Origin of the sequence: Thermosynechococcus sp. PP555 (assembly GCF_031583225.1) — a bacterium.
Taxonomy (GTDB): domain Bacteria; phylum Cyanobacteriota; class Cyanobacteriia; order Thermosynechococcales; family Thermosynechococcaceae; genus Thermosynechococcus.
This window is the reverse complement of sequence record NZ_CP134168.1, coordinates 422,520-435,956: the sequence shown is the minus strand read 5'-3', so window position 1 is coordinate 435,956 and position 13,437 is coordinate 422,520. Positions and strand designations below refer to the sequence as shown.

Genomic DNA, 13,437 nt, shown 5'->3' with positions numbered 1-13,437 from the left:
TAAAATTGGCAGTAGAGGGGTCAAAGTAAAAATCACGATTTCATGCCTGTTCCAGCGTATTCCAGCCTGAGGGCTGATCAGTTTCGTCATCCCCGCGATCGCGAGGCCACCCAAGCCCTCCAACAACTGCCGGGGTTAGATCTTCTCGTGCGATCGCTCCTAGGTTCGGTGGCGGAGCAGGCCTTTTATCTTGAAAATATTGGCAGCAGTCTGCGCCTAAGTGAACAGCAACTTCCAGACATTTACGGGCTTCATATCGAGGCTTGCCGTATTTTAGGCCTAGAGCCACCCCAACTGTATCTGAAACAGCATCCTGTCCCCAATGCCTATACCTTTGCCATGCGGGGCAAGCAGCCCTTTGTGGTACTGCACTCCTCCCTTGTGGAATTGCTGACACCCAAGGAATTGCAGGCAGTACTGGCGCACGAGTTGGGACATCTCAAGTGCGAGCATGGCGTGTATCTGACGATCGCCAACCTGCTGCTGTTTGCCACCAGTCAACTCTCCCCTTGGGGCTTGCTCTTGGCGCAAGGACTGCAAACCCAATTGATGCATTGGTTGCGCTGTGCTGAACTCACCTGCGATCGCGCGGCCTTGTTGGTGACCCAAGACCCGCGGGTTGTGGCCTCGGTGCTGATGAAACTCTGTGGTGGCTCGCCCCAGTGGAGCGATCGCCTGAATCTCGATGCCTTCATTGCCCAAGCACGTGACTATGAGGCCGCTGATCGGGGTTGGTACAACCTTTTCAAGGAATTGCAGGCCAGTCAACTGACTCACCCACTACCGGTGCTGCGGGCACGGGAAATTCTAGATTGGGCGGAAACGCAGCAGTACGATCGCCTCGTCAAGCAATTACATCCCGCTCGTCAATAACGATGGCCAAACCGATTCCCTATCAACCCCTTCTGCTGCGCCTTGCCCATGGGGCGATCGCGATTTTGGCACTCCTCGCTTTTCATTCCAGAGGAGCGGCGGATCGGGAACTGGTGGCGTGGCGGTAGGCTCAAGCCTTCCAATCAAGTGTTGTTGGGTCTAGAAATTGTTATTTTGCTGGGGATGGTGATTGCTTTTGTTTTGCCCGCTATCATAACTGCTCGATAATGCCCCGCAGGCGATCGTAGTCATCCTTGAGGAGTCGGTTCAGGTATTGGGCTGCCTGCACCAGCCACTGGCGATCGCGCTGGCGGAGTTGATACAAGGAACGCAGCGTTGCCGCCACCAAGGCATCGCCGGGACCATACCGCAGGGTCAACAGTGTTCGCAAAAAGGTCAATGTACCACTGAAGGCAATCACTTCCTCAGGGGTACAGGCATAGACCTGCTGGTGCATTTGGGGTGGGCGGGGGGGCAAGTGGTGATAAAAGCGTTCCTGTTCCTGAAAGCCAGTGATGGCGATCGTGATCTCCGTTTTCAACAGGGTAAAAATGTGGGGCTGCTCCTGCCGTAGTTGCTCTAGGGATAACCCCAAGGCGGTGGCACGGTGAATGGTGTCGAGGGGAGCCGTCACCACATAGGCAACAACGCCGTAGATCACGCGATCGCCTTCAGGAATCCGCACCCAACTACCCAAGGCGGGCACCACGGGAAAATCGAGGCTAGCGGGTTCGTGGCACTGCGCAATGCAGTGATCCGTTGCTGTCTGGATAATTTCCGCAAAGGGCTGGGGGGGAGGCGATCGCCGCGCCATCGTTTACTTTTTCGCTTTCGCTTTTCCTTTGGGCGTGGTCACCACTGGCTCTAGCTCACTGAGCTGAAACGTAACCAATTTATCCCAGTTCCCGCCTTCAAAGAGCACTGCCACTTTGCCATCTGTAACCCGCTGTACAATCCCCTGAAATTGGTAGTAGGTATCGTTGGGATTGGTGACCTTCACGGTCATACCGGGGAGAATTGTCATTGCTAAGTCGCTGGCCATTGTCTCATCCCAAAGAGGTCATGTGCCTTTATTATCCCCTGACCTTGGCCGCTTCCAACTGGAGTTAGACTTGCAACAAGATTCAGTCTCCGCAATGGGTTGGATGATCTTTTCTTCAACGGAGAGGGAGGGATTCGAACCCTCGGATAGGAGTTACCTGCCTATCAACAGATTAGCAATCTGCCGCTTTCGACCACTCAGCCACCTCTCCTTTTTGAGGGTTCCTTATTGTAGATCAGTTTTCTCCCCCTTTTCAATCCTCGTGGTCTGCGGCTGTTGCTCTAGGGGGCGATCGCAATCGAGAATCCATGCTAGAGTTTTGCAGAATGGGTGTGTTGTGGGAGTGAAGCACATGGCTGGATGCTGGCAAGCTTTAGCGGTGCTTAGGCGAATTCCTCTAGGGGCTGAGTTGAGTAGGTTGTGCGTCTAAGTCCTCATGATGAATGCTCTTGCCTTGAATCCCAAGACAATGCTGATGGCCGGACTCCTCGCGATCGCCCCCGTGACGCTGTCTAGCTCGGTTCAAGCTACACCCACCACGACTCCAGTGGCACAGGCATCTTCCCAAACGCCAGCCTCGGATGTCCTCACGCCCCTCAACCCCAATCCCGATAGACTGGCGCTTCCTGAAACGGTCAACATTGATCTCAATCAACCCCTCACCCTCGAGCAAGCGATTGAGGTGGCGATTCGCAATAACATTGGCCTCCAGATTAGTGAGCTACAACTACAACGGGCACGGGCACAACTGCGACAGGTGCAAGCACAGCTTTATCCCACCCTTGCGTTTCAAGCCAGCATTGGCCAAAATACCTCCCCCGGTGGCCAGCCTGCCTACCTGCCCCTCAACTTTCAGCAGCAGCTCTCCTTGCAACAGCAGCAACAGCAACAGGCGCAGCAACAGCTTCTCACGCAGCAACTGGCCGCCAGCAGTATTTTGAATACTCAGGTGCAACGACTACAACAGCGATTTCAAGGCCCCCAACTCACGGCGTTTTCGGATCAGCAAAACCTTGAGCTGCAACAGCAACTGCAACAACTGCAAAATAGTGCCAGTCAGGCGGCTACCCCCTCCAACTTCACTCCCATTACCCTTGCACCAGTAAATCAACTCAACTTTACGAACTTTTTCACCAATCTTTTTGGGGCAACGAGTGGGGCAACATCGAATGCAGTCCTAGTGATGAACTATACGTTGTTTGCGGGGGGCGGGCGATCGGCGGCCATTGCAGCAGCTCGCAACCAAGTGCGCTTCAGTGAACTGGAGGTACAGCGTCAACGCCAGCAACTGATCCTTGAGGTAACCAATGACTATTACTTGGCACAACAGGCAAAGGTACAGGTGCAAATTGCTGAAGCGGCGGTAACCAACGCCCAAGTGACTCTGCGGGATGCTAAAGCCTTTGAGCAAGCCGGGATTGGCACTCTATTGGATGTGTTAACTGCCGAGGTGAACCTTGCCAATGCCCAACAAAACTTGAGCCAAGCGCGCCATTTGGAAATCACCACTCGGCGACAGTTGGCGCAGCGATTGAATGTGAATCAGACGGCGGATGTGGCGATCGCTGACCGCGTTGAACCCGCTGAAGAATGGTCACTTTCCCTTGAGGATAGTATTCTCCTTGCTTATCAGAACCGTGTTGAGCTAGAGCAGCGGCTGCTACAGCGCACGATTGCCCTGAACAATCGTCAGGTAGTATTGGCGGCTACCCGTCCCCAACTGAGTCTCTTTGCCAGTGGCAATCTGCTGGACAAGGTCACCGATGATCTGGCACCTCGTTTTGGCTATGGGGTAGGACTGCAAATGCAATTAGCCCTCTTTGATGGCGGCAATGCCCGCGCCAGTGCGGCTCGCCAAGAAGCCCTTGCAGCAACCGCTGAGGAACAATATGCCAATCAGAAAAACATCATCCGCCTAGAGGTGGAAACAGCCTACACCAATCTCAGAGCCAATGAGAAAAACATTGCTACAGCACGGACAGCGGTTACCCAAGCCACTGAAGGGCTGCGCCTCGCTCGGCTGCGTTTTCAAGCAGGGGTAGGAACGCAACAAGAAGTCACCAATGCCGAAACGAATTTGACCCAAGCCCAAGGGAACCTTCTTGCTGCCATTTTGAACTATAATCGCTCCCTAGCCGCATTAAAGCGGGCTGTGGGCTATCCAGAACAAACACGTTTAGGCGCAAGGCAATAAAGGATGGGCGATCGCAAGCGGGCATTAATTACGGGTATCACAGGTCAAGATGGTTCCTATCTGAGTGAACTCCTGCTTGAAAAGGGCTATGAAGTTCACGGCATTATTCGCCGCACCTCCACCTTTAACACCGATCGCATTGACCACATTTACGTTGACCCCCACCAAGAGGGCGCTCCCCTGCGCCTGCACTATGGCGATCTCACCGATGGCGGTACCCTACGGCGCATTTTAGAACTGAGCCAGCCCGATGAAATTTACAATTTGGGAGCGCAATCCCATGTGCGGGTGAGCTTTGATGCGCCGCAATACACCGTCGAAACGGTGGCCATGGGGACGCTGCGACTCCTAGAGGCGATTCGCGAATACCAAGAGCGCACGGGCAAACAGGTGAAGTTTTACCAAGCCGGTTCCTCGGAGATGTTTGGCCTTGTGCAGGAAGTGCCGCAGCGGGAAACGACCCCCTTTTATCCCCGCAGTCCCTATGCCTGTGCCAAGGTCTATGCCCACTGGCAAACGGTGAATTATCGCGAGGCCTATAATCTTTTTGCCTGTAATGGGATTCTCTTTAACCATGAGTGTGTGACTGGCACCACACCAGTGATTCTGCGGCGGCGGGGACTGATGGATATTCTGCCCATTGCCGATGTTGTTCCCCATCGCAGTGATCCCAAGCAGGGTAAACGCTACACAACCGACTTGGCACCTGAGGATCGCTTTGAGGTCTGGGATGCCGAAGGCTGGACCAGTGTGACCTGTATGACGGCCACTTGGAATGGCGGCGATAAAACCGTTCATCGGATCATGGCAGGGGCGGCTCTCTACGAAACAACTGCTGATCATCAAGTTTTTGTCCTCGATAGGGAAACGCCCTGTGCGAAGGAGACACAGCAGGTTCAGGTGGGCGATCGCCTTGCCCTCATTGATCTGCCCCCCCCTACGGAGCAAGTGGATGTCAGCCCCAGCGAAGCTTGGCTCCTCGGGATTCTAGTTGCAGAGGGGCATCTTACCCCTGACGGTAAAGTGAAAGTCGCTAGCCAAGACCCAGAATTATTGGCGCGGGTCAGTGCCACATGGCGAAAAGTTGCCGCAGGATATACCAGTGAGTACACTGCTGCGAGCAGCTTCCCAAACGCTCAGCCTGTGACCCAACTGCATCTCAATGGCAATTGCGACTATGGCCGCTACCTCTACCCCCAAATCTATACCCGTGAGGGTCACAAGCGGATTCCCCAACGCATTCTCAACGCTGATCATGCGGCTCGCTTGGCGTTTCTTGAGGGCTTTAACGCTGGGGATGGTTTGCGCACTACCCCTTGTACCTATGAATTTCAGGGCTTTTGCACGGCTTCACCCGTATTGGCGGCAGGCCTCTATTGGTTGGTGAGCACCACCTTAGAGCAGCGTATTACCCTTGGCCTCGAAGAACGGGGCGATCGCACCTACTACAAGCTGAATTTGAACAGTCCCCAGACCACCCAATCGGGACAGCATCTCTGTAAACCCAAGGACGAAGTCATTAAAGCCCACGCGATCGCCCATGAAGGATGGGTATTCGATTTGGCAACCACCTCTGGCACCTTTCATGCCGGTATTGGCCAAGGCTGGATCCATAACTCCCCGCGGCGCGGTGAAACATTCGTGACCCGCAAAATTACCCGTGCCGTTGCCCGCATTGTGGCTGGCCAGCAAAACAAGCTGTATTTGGGGAACCTAGAAGCGAAGCGAGATTGGGGCTACGCCAAGGACTATGTGCGTGCCATGTGGCTGATGCTGCAACAGGAGCAACCCGATGACTATGTGGTGGCCACAGGCGAAACCCACTCCGTGCGGGAATTTTTAGAACTCGCCTTTGGTCATGTCGGTCTCAACTGGCAGGACTATGTGGAATTTGACCCCCGTTATTTGCGTCCCACAGAGGTGGATTTACTCTTGGGGGATCCAACCAAAGCCAAAACCGTTTTGGGCTGGCAGCCCTCGGTTACCTTTCCGGAACTGGTGGCGTTGATGGTGGAAGCGGATCTCCATGCGGTGGGGATTCAAGGAACAACCCCCAAAACCACCTCCGACACCGTGCTGGATCTCATTGCCCAGCGGCAGTTTATCAGTAAGGCAGACTAGTGATGGATCTCAGTAAAAAAAGGATTCTTGTCACCGGTGGGGCGGGATTTTTGGGACGCCAAGTGGTGGCGCAGTTGCAAAACGCCGGGGCAGTGCCTGAGCAAATCACAGTGGTGCGATCGCGCGACTACGACCTACGCCAACTCTCTGCTTGCCAAGCCGTCGTTCAAAACCAAGATATTATCATTCACCTTGCTGCCCATGTGGGGGGAATTGGCCTCAATCAAGTCAAGCCCGCTGAACTCTTTTATGACAACCTGATGATGGGGGCACAACTCATTGATTGTGCCTATCGCGCGGGAGTCGAGAAATTTGTCTGTGTGGGGACGATTTGCGCCTATCCCAAATTTACCCCTGTTCCCTTCAAAGAAAGCGATCTTTGGAACGGCTACCCCGAAGAAACCAACGCCCCCTACGGCATTGCTAAAAAAGCCCTTCTCGTGCAATTGCAAGCCTATCGGCAGCAGTATGGCTTTAATGGTATCTATCTCTTGCCCGTGAATCTTTATGGGCCGGGGGATAACTTTGACCCCCTGAGTTCCCATGTGATTCCTGCTTTAATTCGCAAAGTTTACATTGCTCAGCAACAGGGGGAGAGGGTGATTCCCGTGTGGGGGGATGGCAGCCCTAGCCGCGAATTTCTCTATGTTGAAGATGCTGCCCGTGGGATTGTCATGGCCACCCAAGCCTACGATCATCCTGATCCGATTAACCTCGGTACGGGTGAAGAAATCACCATTAAGAATTTAGTTGAACTCATCTGCGACCTGATGGACTTTCAAGGCCAGATTGAATGGCAAACCGATAAGCCCAATGGTCAACCCCGCCGCTGCCTAGATACCACTAAGGCAAAAGAGGCCTTTGGGTTTCGTGCCCAAATTCCCCTCAAAGAAGGCTTAGAACGTACAATTGCTTGGTACCGTCAGCACGCTACGTCCCTATGAGACACTGGATCCAGCTTATTCAGGAGATTGCCCAAGACATCTTCCAAGAATTAGGCAGTGGTTTCAGCGAAGCCATCTATCAAAAAGCTTTTGAGGTTGCCCTGCGGGAACGGCAAATTGAGTACGAAGAACAACGCAAGGTACCGATTTTCTTTCACGGTTATTTTGTGGGGGAGGCCATTCCCGATCTCATTGTGCGTGACCATGGCCAAGCGGTTGTAGTCGTTGAACTCAAGGCTGTTCAGAACATTGGCGATAAGGAAGTCAAGCAAGTCAAGAAGTATATGGAAACCCTCAAAATTCCTGTAGGGGTTGTCGTCAACTTTTCCACTTCTACAGCAGGGGATCGGCCGCAAATTATTGAAGTGAACCTATAGCTATTCCAATAAAGCATGAGATATCATCCAGCACAATACTTGCGCATCACCTCATCAATCGAACTGTTTGACCCTGCATACATCCGCGCTCGCTTCAACACACTGAGGTCGTGCTCAATCACATTCAAATCAGGAGAGTATTTCGGTAAAAATAACACCTCGTGACCCGCCGCTTTCACCACTGCCTGAATCGCCCCTTTCGGATGAATCGGTGCATTATCCATCATCAACAACGAAGGTCTCTTTAACGCCGGCAAACAGTACTGACTCAGCCAGCTCACAAACCCTACCGCATTCAAATATCCTGAAAACAGCATCGGCGCGATGAAGTCTTTCTGGTGTCTATACCGTCCTGCGACTCAACTCTCTCTTTTCTGACGCTTCCCCGCTCGCTCTCCATCAATTCGTTGGCCTCGCGCTGCGATCCTGTTGCAACTAGACGAAAAATTGACTCTGCCCGACGAGTAGCTGTTCTGGTTCAAAAAGCCACCTACGAATGGCCTGCCAAATATGGCAAAGCTCTCTTAGAGGAATTTAACCGCCTCAAAAATGAATTTCTCAAGCGACGGGAAGAGAGACTATTACCTTACTTTCCTAACGAACCCAACCCAAATGCTATCCCAACAAATTTCCTCTGGGCGCGAACGATGACGTGTCCCTACTGTGGGGGGGTGATTCCGCTTTCGCCCAACTGGAAGCTGGCACCCGAGGAAGCACTGGCGATCGCCCGCGGGCATGAATTCCGACATGGCCGCCACCTCGCCTACGGCTACGGTTGATCTCGATCCCGTCCCTGATTTGGACTTGAGCCTACCGCCCCAGTCTGAACCCGCCTATACCTTGGCCGACTTGCGATCGCTGCTTGAGCAACCCCACCTACTGCCGCCGGGCGTCACCGTCAAAATTGGCCTTGGTAGCAAAGATGTGGCCTACCTTGCCCCCGGCCTACCCCAAGCGGTGCGGGTCACCACTGATCCTGAGTACTACGATCAGCACTGCGATAGCGTTGAACTTTGGTCGCCGGGCAGTCCCCTCTTTCCGCCACCGGCGATGATTCCCGAACCAACCCCTTCCAAGGACATTACTCGTGGTGAATTTCTAGCGTTGCTTGGCGATCGCCAAAAATCGCCGTGCCAATGCGCACCATGGTTGCCCCGGCCTGTACCGCAAGGGGATAGTCCTGCGTCATACCCATGGAATACTCCTGCCACTGCAGCTGCTGCCACGGTTTTGTACGCAGTTCCTCGCCCCAAGCCCGCAATTCCTGAAAGACTTGCAATTGTTCTGCGGGAGGCAACCCCAAGGGCAGAATCGTCATTAGGCCACAGCAGCGCAGATGGGAGAGGGCATCGAGTTGGGGCAGAGCTGCTTCCAGTTCGGATCTTTCCCAGCCGTGTTTTTGGGGATCGGGGCGCAGCTTCACCTGCAATAGACAGTGGGGACTGGGAGTGTCGGTTTCCCTAAGAATGGCATTGATGCGCTCGGCCAATTTCCAGCGGTCAACGGTGTGGATCCAGTCAAAGAGTTGCAGCGCCTGCCGCACTTTATTGGTTTGCAGGTGGCCAATGAGATGCCAAGTAATATCCGTGAGGTCAGCCAATTCAGCGCGTTTGCTGGCTGCTTCCTGGACGCGACTTTCGCCAAAATCCCGAATGCCAGCTTCGTAGGCAGCCCGAATCGCGGCCGCTGGCATAAACTTACTCACGGCAATCAGGCGGACATGGGGGGGAAGTGTTGATTTGAGGTGGGTGGCGCGATCGCGAATTTCAGCAGCGGATAACACAGGCAATTTGCGGGCAAGGATGCTTTTTGATCCTAAAACCCTGTTGCAAAAAGTGAAACCATGGCAGGATTTTCAGTCTCCTTGACTAGGCTAGAGGGTAGGATTCAGAACGCTACTATGGCTGTGCCCCTCAAACTCTCCCTTGGCCTCATTGGTTTACTCGCTCTCGGTACCCTTTTAGCGGGGAAGTTGCTCTCCCCAGGAGAAAACTTTATGTCCGCTGCCCAAGGTCAACCCAATTGGGGAATTGAATCAAACCCCTCGCCACTCTCTAAACCTGAACCGCCACCGCGCGTTTCTGTGGCTGATTATGATCGCTATCGCCAAGTCATTGAGCGCACCCGCAGCATGATCCACAACTCAGAAGCGCGGCGGCTTGCCGAGCAATATGGTTTGAACATTCTTGACATCACATGGGAGGACACCGCTCGCTACCACAACTCTGCCGTCGGCCCTAATATCAGTGACATGACGATTCAAATTCAGCAGTACAACCCACGCACCAAGGGTTATGAACTGAGTCTGATGCCCGTGATTCGCTTTCCCAACTTTAGCGATCGCACAGCGGATATTCCCCTTGAGCGCTTCTTTATCCTTGTGGGCAATGAAAAGGGCAAGCCACTCCAACGGGTCAACCTCAAGGAATTTCTTGGTAACTTCCGCAAGTATCTCCACAACCCGCGATCGTGGGCAGGAAATCGTCGCTCCCTTTTGGCCGATCGCGATAGCCATGTCCTCGTCAGTGCCCAAGCCTGTTTCCTACCCATTCCCTCCCAAGGGGAAGCCACCTTTAACCCTGTGCTGTTTAACTACCAAAGCTATGAAAAGAACCCAGCCGTCTTAGCCATTTTGGTCACGCGCCAAGGTACCAGTGCCACCGTTATTGACAACAAGCGGGATGCCTTTGAAGCCGGCAGGACGTGGGGACAGCGATTATTTTTCAATAAGAATGGCGAACGGGCGAGCCTAGTGGGACAACGCGCCAGTGATTTTGGAGTGAGAAGCGGGGGTGGCGAGATCACCTCTGCCCAAGCGGAGGCAGCAGGAATGAATATGGTGATGCTGATCCAAGTGCCCCTGAAGCAAGCCCCTCGGCCCCGATCGGTTATGCCCCCTTTCTCGATGCCCGCCCCCGCCCTCATGGAGGCAGCACCTAGCGCTGGTCGCTCCAATGTCGAGGCGGCAGTCATTAGTTATGGCAAGGTGGAAGGCCCCTTCACTGAAATTGATAACCTGCCGATCGAGCGGGATCCCCGCTTCCCCATCCGCGTCACGGTGCAATTTTATAAAGCCACCGATAATGGCGTTGTTGCTGCCGAAGATATGCGCCACATCCATGATCAAATTGCCAAGGTCTATAGCAATGCCGATTATGTCGGCAGCCTCGTGATTGATGGTGACACTGGGCGCCCCACGGAATACACAGGCAGCAAGCAGGAACCCCCCGGCTGGTGGGACGACTTCTGGCAACGGCACCAACAAAATACTGGTCAAACCCGTGAGGAAGCCCTAGAAATGTTGCGGCGATTGCGGGGCAAAGACTGGATGCCGAGGTCGCAAGGGGAATTGGAACAGGCACTGAAGGCGCTGCAAAATTCGTCCCAATAGAGCTAACGCCGCTGCTGCTTACTCACCCATTTGCGACTAAAGCGCAGTTCCATGCCGACGCCCTCTGCCCAGACTTGCAATTGCTTGAGGAAGGCTTGGCGATCGCTCCCTTGGAGAACGGCCAATTGATCGGCAGCTTCAAGGGCATAGGGATAGCCTTGACCGGTAATCAGCTCCCCGCAGAGCCAGCGAATCACCTGATCCAGTAAGCCCGCTTCGTAGAGCCAGAGAGGGAGTTCGAGGCGCACGGGATAGCCTTGATGGGCCTTGAGGTAGCAAAAGCCAATGCCCTTGACCCAAGCACCGTAATTTTCAAGGATGCCGCCGCGATCGCAGATAAACACAGGGGAGCGATCGCCCCATTGGGTCAACACCGTGCTCAACAGTTGGGCATCCGAGAGGTGGGGACTCGGCGCCAGCTGCTCCAGATGTCCTAAAAGGGTCACCAAATCCCGTGCCTGAGAGCTATCAATATAGGCCACCAAGGGAATCTGGTGTTGCCGGCTCGCGGCAAGGGTTTGGCACAGTGCCGCCACATATCGCCTCTGCCACTCGGGGGCATAGGACTCGGCAAACGTGGCCACAAAGGAGCCATCAAACAATAGCAACGCGGGTGCGGTTACCTCGGCCATGCGCTCCTGAAGGGTTTTTAGTTCCAGTTCAAAGCGGCGCAGGTGGATATAGCGTTCGTGGAAGCGATAAATTTGCGGCTGTCGCAACTGTTCTTCCGCTTGGCGCAGTTCCGCTGGTGTAATTAGTTCAAGGACAATTTCCTTGGCGTAGGGGCGATCGCGCCGATGGGGATTGAGAAACCACCCCGCCTGTACCACACCCACGGGCAAAAATAGCTCTTCACTGGGCACAATCTGGGAACCATCCACCGCCACAGTGGTGACATCCATGAGTTGAGTCATTGCCCACTCCCGCGCCGCCTGACGATGGGGCCACTGTACCCCCAAGGGAATGCGCCACCCCTGATGCCATGGTTCAATAGGACGTGCCCCCCAATCTGGGATCTGCGGATCAATGGCAGCGGTGATGTCGGCAATGGTTTGCTGCTGCCATGTCTTGAGAGCCTGTTGATAGGCCTGTCGCACCTGAGCTAGGGCGGTGTCATAGCTGAGAAATTCGGCCTTTTTATGATTTAGTTGCTGCACCAGTTGGAAAAGGGGTAACACCATGACTGGGAAAGACTAGAGAAACGCCTCTTGCTATTCTCAACGGAATAGGTATGGGTTTGCCTTGTGTCCCCTCCTGCGGTAGATATTAAGGTGTCCACTGACCCTCCCCCAAAAACTGTGAAGGCACTCACTCTCCTTGGCTCCACTGGCTCCATTGGTACCCAAACCCTTGACATTGTTGCCCAATATCCCGATCGCTTTCGTATTGTTGGCCTTGCTGCCGGGCGCAACTTGGAGCGACTGATTCCGCAAATTCGCCAATTTCAGCCGGAGATTGTCAGTATTGCCGATGCCAAGCAACTGCCAGAGTTAGAGGCGGCACTGGCCGATCTGCCCCAAAAACCACAACTGGTGGCGGGGGAATGCGGTATTGCGACGGTAGCGGCCTATGGGGATGCCGATGTTGTGGTCACCGGCATTGTTGGTTGTGCCGGTCTGGTGCCGACGATCGCCGCCATTAAAGCGGGTAAAGATATTGCCTTGGCCAATAAGGAAACGCTGATTGCCGGTGCGCCCGTGGTTTTGCCGCTGCTTCAGGAGTACGGTGTCAAGCTCTTGCCCGCTGATTCTGAGCACTCGGCGATTTTTCAGTGTTTGCAGGGGGTGCCCGAGGGAGGACTGCGGAAAATTATTCTCACTGCTTCCGGAGGCGCTTTTCGTGATTGGCCGGTGGAAAAACTCTCGCAAGTGACGGTGGCCGATGCCCTCAAACACCCCAACTGGTCAATGGGACCCAAAATTACTGTGGACTCGGCAACCCTGATGAATAAAGGCCTAGAGGTGATTGAAGCCCACTACCTCTTTGGCATGGACTACGACAATATCGAGATTGTGATCCATCCCCAAAGCATTATCCACTCGCTGATTGAGTTGCAGGATACCTCCGTGCTGGCGCAGTTGGGCTGGCCAGATATGCGGTTGCCGCTGTTGTATGCCCTCTCGTGGCCAGAGCGAATTCCCACGAATTGGTCGGCACTGGATCTGGTGAAGGCGGGGGATTTAACCTTTCGATCGCCGGATCACCAAAAGTATCCCTGTATGGGGCTGGCCTATGCGGCGGGTCGCGCTGGGGGAGCCATGCCGGCAGTCCTGAATGCTGCCAATGAACAGGCAGTGGCGCTCTTTATTGCCGAGGCGATTTCGTTCCTTGAGATTCCCCGCCTGATTGAGATGACCTGCGATCGCTACTCTGCCCAAAACATTAACAACCCTACCCTAGAGGACATTTTGGCCGCCGATCGCTGGGCGCGAGAAACGGTACAGGAGTTGGCACAACGGGGAGTTCGCCCCATGATTGCGCTATAGAGTGTGTCA

12 protein-coding genes, 1 tRNA gene and 3 pseudogenes are annotated in these 13,437 nt (G+C 54.2%); 10 read left to right on the top strand and 6 right to left on the bottom strand.

Annotated elements, in window-relative coordinates; translation table 11 throughout:
- The first annotated feature begins 42 nt into the window (after window positions 1-42).
- Together RHH27_RS02040 and RHH27_RS02035 are read left to right on the top strand one after the other, a co-directional pair.
- Entirely contained in the window at window positions 43-873 is an 831-nt protein-coding gene (locus tag RHH27_RS02040; protein ID WP_302678712.1) for a M48 family metallopeptidase, read from the top strand.
- Window positions 874-875: 2 nt separating this feature from the next.
- The gene (locus tag RHH27_RS02035) at window positions 876-1,001 is read left to right on the top strand and encodes a hypothetical protein (protein WP_302677173.1); all 126 of its coding nucleotides are present in this window, start codon (window positions 876-878) and stop codon (window positions 999-1,001) included.
- A gap of 83 nt (window positions 1,002-1,084) precedes the next feature.
- On the opposite strand, the gene RHH27_RS02030 is transcribed toward RHH27_RS02035, so the two are convergent.
- The 3 genes from RHH27_RS02030 to RHH27_RS02020 all read right to left on the bottom strand — a co-directional run bounded on the left by RHH27_RS02030 (window position 1,085) and on the right by RHH27_RS02020 (window position 2,126).
- Window positions 1,085-1,687, bottom strand: coding sequence for an HAS-barrel domain-containing protein (locus RHH27_RS02030; protein WP_302678711.1), 603 nt, complete (start codon window positions 1,685-1,687; stop codon window positions 1,085-1,087).
- Between the two features lie 3 nt (window positions 1,688-1,690).
- Window positions 1,691-1,915: an NAD(P)H dehydrogenase subunit NdhS gene (locus RHH27_RS02025; protein ID WP_225901621.1), complete on the bottom strand. Its 225-nt coding sequence runs from the start codon at window positions 1,913-1,915 to the stop codon at window positions 1,691-1,693.
- A gap of 119 nt (window positions 1,916-2,034) precedes the next feature.
- Window positions 2,035-2,126 (bottom strand) — tRNA-Ser (locus RHH27_RS02020).
- A 225-nt stretch (window positions 2,127-2,351) separates the two neighbouring features.
- Between RHH27_RS02020 and RHH27_RS02015 the strand changes: the two genes are divergently transcribed.
- From RHH27_RS02015 to RHH27_RS01995, 5 genes and pseudogenes are all read left to right on the top strand, one after another.
- Window positions 2,352-4,109, top strand: a complete 1,758-nt coding sequence (locus RHH27_RS02015) for a TolC family protein (RefSeq protein WP_302678710.1) — start codon at window positions 2,352-2,354, stop codon at window positions 4,107-4,109.
- A gap of 3 nt (window positions 4,110-4,112) precedes the next feature.
- Window positions 4,113-4,688, top strand: a pseudogene (locus RHH27_RS02010) (GDP-mannose 4,6-dehydratase); the annotation flags it as partial.
- A 1,032-nt stretch (window positions 4,689-5,720) separates the two neighbouring features.
- Window positions 5,721-6,230: pseudogene (locus tag RHH27_RS13355) on the top strand (GDP-mannose 4,6-dehydratase); the annotation flags it as partial.
- A 2-nt stretch (window positions 6,231-6,232) separates the two neighbouring features.
- Window positions 6,233-7,174, top strand: coding sequence for a GDP-L-fucose synthase (locus RHH27_RS02000; protein ID WP_149820529.1), 942 nt, complete (start codon window positions 6,233-6,235; stop codon window positions 7,172-7,174).
- Entirely contained in the window at window positions 7,171-7,551 is a 381-nt protein-coding gene (locus RHH27_RS01995) for a GxxExxY protein (protein WP_302678709.1), read from the top strand. The genes RHH27_RS02000 and RHH27_RS01995 overlap by 4 nt, the downstream gene beginning before the upstream one ends.
- Window positions 7,552-7,574: 23 nt before the next feature.
- On the opposite strand, the pseudogene RHH27_RS01990 reads toward RHH27_RS01995, so the two are convergent.
- Window positions 7,575-7,967, bottom strand: a pseudogene (locus RHH27_RS01990) (transposase); the annotation flags it as partial.
- 231 nt (window positions 7,968-8,198) lie between these two features.
- Between RHH27_RS01990 and RHH27_RS01985 the strand changes: the two are divergent.
- Window positions 8,199-8,330: a hypothetical protein gene (locus RHH27_RS01985; protein WP_255521481.1), complete on the top strand. Its 132-nt coding sequence runs from the start codon at window positions 8,199-8,201 to the stop codon at window positions 8,328-8,330.
- 302 nt (window positions 8,331-8,632) lie between these two features.
- Here the strand turns inward: RHH27_RS01985 and RHH27_RS01980 are convergent, their stop codons facing one another.
- Window positions 8,633-9,334, bottom strand: coding sequence for a YggS family pyridoxal phosphate-dependent enzyme (locus RHH27_RS01980; protein WP_206200846.1), 702 nt, complete (start codon window positions 9,332-9,334; stop codon window positions 8,633-8,635).
- A gap of 117 nt (window positions 9,335-9,451) precedes the next feature.
- On the opposite strand from RHH27_RS01980, the gene RHH27_RS01975 reads away from it, so the two are divergent.
- Complete coding sequence (locus RHH27_RS01975) at window positions 9,452-10,942, top strand: hypothetical protein (protein ID WP_225901620.1); 1,491 nt, start codon at window positions 9,452-9,454, stop codon at window positions 10,940-10,942.
- Window positions 10,943-10,944: 2 nt separating this feature from the next.
- On the opposite strand, the gene RHH27_RS01970 is transcribed toward RHH27_RS01975, so the two are convergent.
- The gene (locus RHH27_RS01970) at window positions 10,945-12,123 is read right to left on the bottom strand and encodes a DNA double-strand break repair nuclease NurA (RefSeq protein ID WP_302678708.1); all 1,179 of its coding nucleotides are present in this window, start codon (window positions 12,121-12,123) and stop codon (window positions 10,945-10,947) included.
- 117 nt (window positions 12,124-12,240) lie between these two features.
- On the opposite strand from RHH27_RS01970, the gene RHH27_RS01965 reads away from it, so the two are divergent.
- The gene (locus tag RHH27_RS01965; RefSeq protein ID WP_302679142.1) at window positions 12,241-13,428 is read left to right on the top strand and encodes a 1-deoxy-D-xylulose-5-phosphate reductoisomerase; all 1,188 of its coding nucleotides are present in this window, start codon (window positions 12,241-12,243) and stop codon (window positions 13,426-13,428) included.
- The last annotated feature ends 9 nt before the right edge of the window (window positions 13,429-13,437 follow it).